We start from the raw sequence: 4,405 nt of genomic DNA on the forward strand, positions 1-4,405 counted from the left end.
GCACCTAGAGCATTCGTCGGCTAAGTTGAGCCGCCGAATGGCTCTAATTATTTCTAACGCCTCATGTTTTTTCCGAAAAGTGGTATCCACTTTTCGGCATGAGGCTCTAGATCACCTTCACCTTGAGGGCGCTTTCCTTCACATCCGCGCCAAAGCTGCGCTGATAGAATTCCGCCAGAGTCGGGCGCTCCAGCTCATCGCACTTGTTGAGGAAGGTCAGGCGGAAGGCCACCTCCGGGTCATTGCCGAAGATCAGCGTATTCTGCGCCCAGGTGATGACCGTGCGCGGCGACATGACGGTCGAAATATCGCCATTGGCAAAGGCCGAACGCGTCAGGTCGGCGACGCGCACCATGGCGTCGATCAGGCTCTTGCGCTCCGGCGTATCGAACTCCGGCAGTTTGGCCAGCACGATTTCGACTTCGGCCTCGTGGCTGAGATAGTTGAGCGTGGTAACGATCGACCAGCGGTCCATCTGACCCTGATTGATCTGCTGCGTGCCGTGATAAAGCCCGGTGGTGTCGCCAAGACCGATGGTGTTGGTCGTGGCAAACAGGCGGAAGAAGCTGTTGGGGCGGATGACCTTGTTCTGATCCAGCAGCGTCAGGCGGCCCTGCGCCTCAAGTACGCGCTGAATGACGAACATCACATCCGGACGCCCGGCGTCGTATTCGTCGAAGACCAGCGCCACGGGCCGTTGCAGCGACCACGGCAGGATGCCTTCCTTGAACTCGGTGACCTGTTGCCCATCCTTCAGCACGATGGCATCCTTGCCGATCAGGTCGATACGCGACACATGGCTGTCGAGATTGACCCGCACCAGCGGCCAGTTCAGCCGCGCGGCGATCTGTTCGATATGGGTGGACTTACCCGTGCCGTGGAAGCCCTGCACCATGACGCGACGGTCATAGGCAAAGCCGGCGCAGATGGCGATGGTCGTCTGCGGGTCAAAGCGATAGGAGGGGTCGATTTCCGGCACGTGCTCATCGCGCGTCGAAAAGGCCGGGACCAGCATGTCGGAATCGACGCCGAACACCTCGCGCAGCGACACCTTCTTGTCAGGCACAAGGCCCAGAAGCGGATCGGTCAGGGTATCGGAGGTGAGCACGGGCATGGCAAAAAACGCTTTCGGACGGACGAACAGATGCGGTTTTCAGCTAAGACCTATGCCCTCAAGACTCAACCCTAAAACACGCCGGAGACGGATTTTTTTGACGGCCGTTCAGTCGTGGTCCGGGTGCTGATAGCTGATCAGCTTGTCGAGGAACGGCGCGGCCTCAATGTCTTCCAGCGTGGTGCGTTCCGGCAGGGCGTGCAGGCCGTTGACCCACGGCAGGCGGCCTTCGATGCCGAACTGAATGACCGGGGCGATGTCAGCAGGATCATCAAAGGCCGCGATAGACAGCGCCACCCCGTCTGGGGCTTCGTAGGTCAGGGGCGTCCCGCAGTCAGGGCAGAAACCGCGTTGAACGAGGTTTGAGCTTTGGAAGCGTTTGGGCTCGGCCTTGGTCCATGTGAGCGTGGCCTCCCGCACACTGACCAGCGGCGCAAAGACATTGCCATAGGCCTTCTGGCACATGCGGCAATGACAGATGGAAGCGTGCCCCAGTTCGCCCTCGACACGGAAACGCACCGCACCGCACTGACACCCGCCGGTTCTGACCTCAGCCATAAATCCCTCCCTACCCCTTTTCCCGTAAGGGCGAGGGGATTTAACTCAGCCCTGAAATCGTGAGATTTGAGACGAGTAGCAGGAGGCTAGCGACGCAGGTACATTAGTACCTGCTAGCGACGCCGACGCACTAATCGGCCAAAGACCGCGATTTCACGCAAGGCCCATTTTTTTGAGGACTTTATAGGCCTTTATCACCCGTTGCAGCTTGTCCTCGGCCGAACGGTCGCCGCCATTATTGTCCGGGTGGCAGCGCTTGAGCAGTTCGGTATAGGCGGCGCGCACCTTTTCCGGCTCGGCCCCGACCTCAAGGTCAAGGTCGGCATAGGCCCCGCGTTCGATCTTGCCGAACTGACGCTGCACGGGTGCGTCTTCACCCGGCTTGCGCGGGGCGGCTCCGGCCCCGAAGACCGAGTGCGGATCGTACATACCCGCGCCCTTGGTACGCCCAGCGCTGAAAGCCGCGGCTTCGCGCGACGCGGCCGACGCACGGAAGGCCCAGGTCGGGCGGCCACCGGTCATGGTCGCTTCGCGGTGTGCCTTGGCCTCGCCTTCGGACATGCCGGCAAAGAAGTTCCAGTTCTTGTTGTACTCGCCCGCGTGTGCCTGACAGAAGTTATAGTATTCGTTCATCATTTCGCGCGACTTCGGGGCCTTGGCCGTGGCCGCGCGATGGCATTCCGGCCATTCGCAGCGCACCTGCCCCGGCTTCAGCGACAGCACATCGTCTTCGGGACGCTTGCCATTCACCTCGCCCTCCTTGGGCGGGCGAATACGCATGTCCAGACCAAACTTCGGCTTGTACTTGTACCCTTCGCTCATGATTTCGAACGCAACCCTTTGAACTTTACGCAAACCGACCATATAGGTCGGAGTCGGGCCTCTATAAAGCCCTTATGAGGTTAAATTATGGGTAAAACACGCGAGAATATCGAGACCAAACTGACGGCGGCCTTCGCCCCGCTTCGTCTGGAAGTCACTGACGATAGCGACAAGCATAAAGGGCATTCGGGCGCGCGTGAAGGGGGCGAAAGTCACTTTTCCGTCCTGATCGTCTCTGAGGCGTTTCGCGGGCAAACCCGCGTCGCCCGTCAGCGCGCCGTCAATGCGGCCCTGCGTGAAGAGCTGAGCGGCCCGGTCCACGCCCTGTCGATGCGGACCCTGACGCCGGAAGAGGCTTAAGTCAGGGCCGCCGCCAGAAAATCGCGCCCCAGACGCGAACCCGGCGCATTGATGCTATGGCCCAGACCGCTGAGGATATGGGCGTCGGCGCTTAAGCCCGCCGCGGTCAGACGCTCAGCCGCCTCAAGGGTTTCGGCAAAGGGGATCACCCCGTCCTGATCGCCATGCACCAGCCGGATTGGCGTGGGCGCGGGCGTCCACGGTAACGGCGAAGACAGGCGGCCGGAATAGGCGACCACCGCCGCCACGGGCCAGCGTCCGCTGACCACGGCATCGAGCGCCATGATCGACCCTTGCGAAAAGCCAACCAGCGCCACCCGCGCCGGATCGTCTATGCCGCGTTCGGCCATGACACCTTGCAGGGTCGCATCAAAGGCCTCACGCGCCTCGACAATCCGTTGCGCGCGGTTTTCCGCCGTGACGCCCTTGACCGAAAACCACTGCCGCCCGCTGGCCTGCGCATACATATCAAACGGATCAGGACCATCAGGTGCCGCAAAAGCTGTGTCCGGCAGAGCCTCGGCCCAGTGCCGCCCCAGACCTATCATGTCCGCGCCGCACGAACCCACACCGTGCAAAAAGACCACCAGATGTTTCAACGCAGCTCTCCCAAAGCAAAAGAGGGAGCCTAATTGGCCCCCTCTTCCGGTATTTTCCGTTAAGACTACTTAGACCTACGCCGCCTCCGCCGCATCGGTCTTTCCGAAACGGCCGTAGAAGGTTTCGCCCCGCGCTCAAACAGCGAAGCGTTAGCGCAACCAAAATGCGAAGGGCGATTGCCGCTTACGCCGCTTTAGCAGAGTCCACCTTCCCAAACCGGCCATAAAAGGTCTCGCCCTTCGCCGCCATGTCACGCAGCAATTGCGGCGGAGTAAAGCGGTCACCGTATTTGGCCGTCAGTTCGTCCAGTTCCTCGACAAACTTCGCCGTACCAATGGCGTCAATCAGCGAGACGATCCCGCCCGACCACGGCGCAAAGCCCCAGCCGAGGATAGAGCCGACATCGGCTTCGCGCGGATCGCTGATGACGCCCTCTTCGAAGCAGCGCGCCGCCGTCACCGCCTGAATATACAAGAGGCGCTTACGGATATCTTCGGCCAGTTCCGGCGTCGAGTCGGTGATGGTGGGGGCGAACTTGTCCGACAGGCCGGGCCACAGGCTTTTGTTACCGCCCGCTTCCGGATAGTCGTAGAAGCCCTTACCGTTCTTGCGCCCAAGACGCCCGTCGGCGACCATCTGCGCCACTTCTTTTTCGCCGGGGATGGGCACATAGGCATCGCCCATCGCCTTGGCGGTTTCGGAGGTGATCTTGACCAGCAGGTCAAGCGCCACATCGTCCATCATCTCCAGCGGACCGCGCGGCATACCCGTGGCGCGACCGACATTGTCGATGAGCGCCGGGGCATAGCCTTCGGCCCACAGGTGCAGGCCTTCGGCGGTGAACGGAATGAAGCAGCGGTTGGCATAGAAGAAGCGCGCATCATTGACGACAATCGGCGTCTTGCGGATCTTCAGCACGTAGTCGATGGCCTTGGCCAGAGTCTCGTCCGA

General features: G+C 61.1%; 6 protein-coding genes. 1 reads left to right on the forward strand and 5 read right to left on the reverse strand.

Features of this window, described 5'->3' with window-relative positions:
- Positions 1-106: 106 nt before the first annotated feature.
- From cobS to Q0072_RS19840, 3 genes are all read right to left on the reverse strand, one after another.
- A complete protein-coding gene (gene cobS / locus Q0072_RS19830) occupies positions 107-1,114 on the reverse strand; it encodes a cobaltochelatase subunit CobS (RefSeq protein ID WP_013478594.1) in 1,008 nt (335 codons plus the stop codon).
- 108 nt (positions 1,115-1,222) lie between these two features.
- Positions 1,223-1,672 (reverse strand): GFA family protein, encoded by a 450-nt coding sequence (locus Q0072_RS19835; RefSeq protein WP_298333408.1) that lies wholly within the window; start codon positions 1,670-1,672, stop codon positions 1,223-1,225.
- Positions 1,673-1,825: 153 nt separating this feature from the next.
- Positions 1,826-2,494 (reverse strand): J domain-containing protein, encoded by a 669-nt coding sequence (locus Q0072_RS19840; protein ID WP_298333410.1) that lies wholly within the window; start codon positions 2,492-2,494, stop codon positions 1,826-1,828.
- A gap of 87 nt (positions 2,495-2,581) precedes the next feature.
- Between Q0072_RS19840 and Q0072_RS19845 the strand changes: the two genes are divergently transcribed.
- Positions 2,582-2,854, forward strand: a complete 273-nt coding sequence (locus Q0072_RS19845) for a BolA family transcriptional regulator (RefSeq protein ID WP_298333412.1) — start codon at positions 2,582-2,584, stop codon at positions 2,852-2,854.
- Here Q0072_RS19845 and Q0072_RS19850 read toward each other — a convergent pair.
- The gene (locus Q0072_RS19850; RefSeq protein ID WP_298333414.1) at positions 2,851-3,453 is read right to left on the reverse strand and encodes a dienelactone hydrolase family protein; all 603 of its coding nucleotides are present in this window, start codon (positions 3,451-3,453) and stop codon (positions 2,851-2,853) included. The two genes, Q0072_RS19845 and Q0072_RS19850, sit on opposite strands and share 4 nt — an antisense overlap.
- A gap of 184 nt (positions 3,454-3,637) precedes the next feature.
- Positions 3,638-4,405, reverse strand: a 768-nt coding sequence (locus Q0072_RS19855) for a 3-hydroxyacyl-CoA dehydrogenase family protein (RefSeq protein ID WP_298333416.1), incomplete at its 5' end; no start/stop codon positions are given.

Origin of the sequence: Asticcacaulis sp. (assembly GCF_027484505.1) — a bacterium.
Taxonomy (GTDB): Bacteria; Pseudomonadota; Alphaproteobacteria; order Caulobacterales; family Caulobacteraceae; genus Asticcacaulis.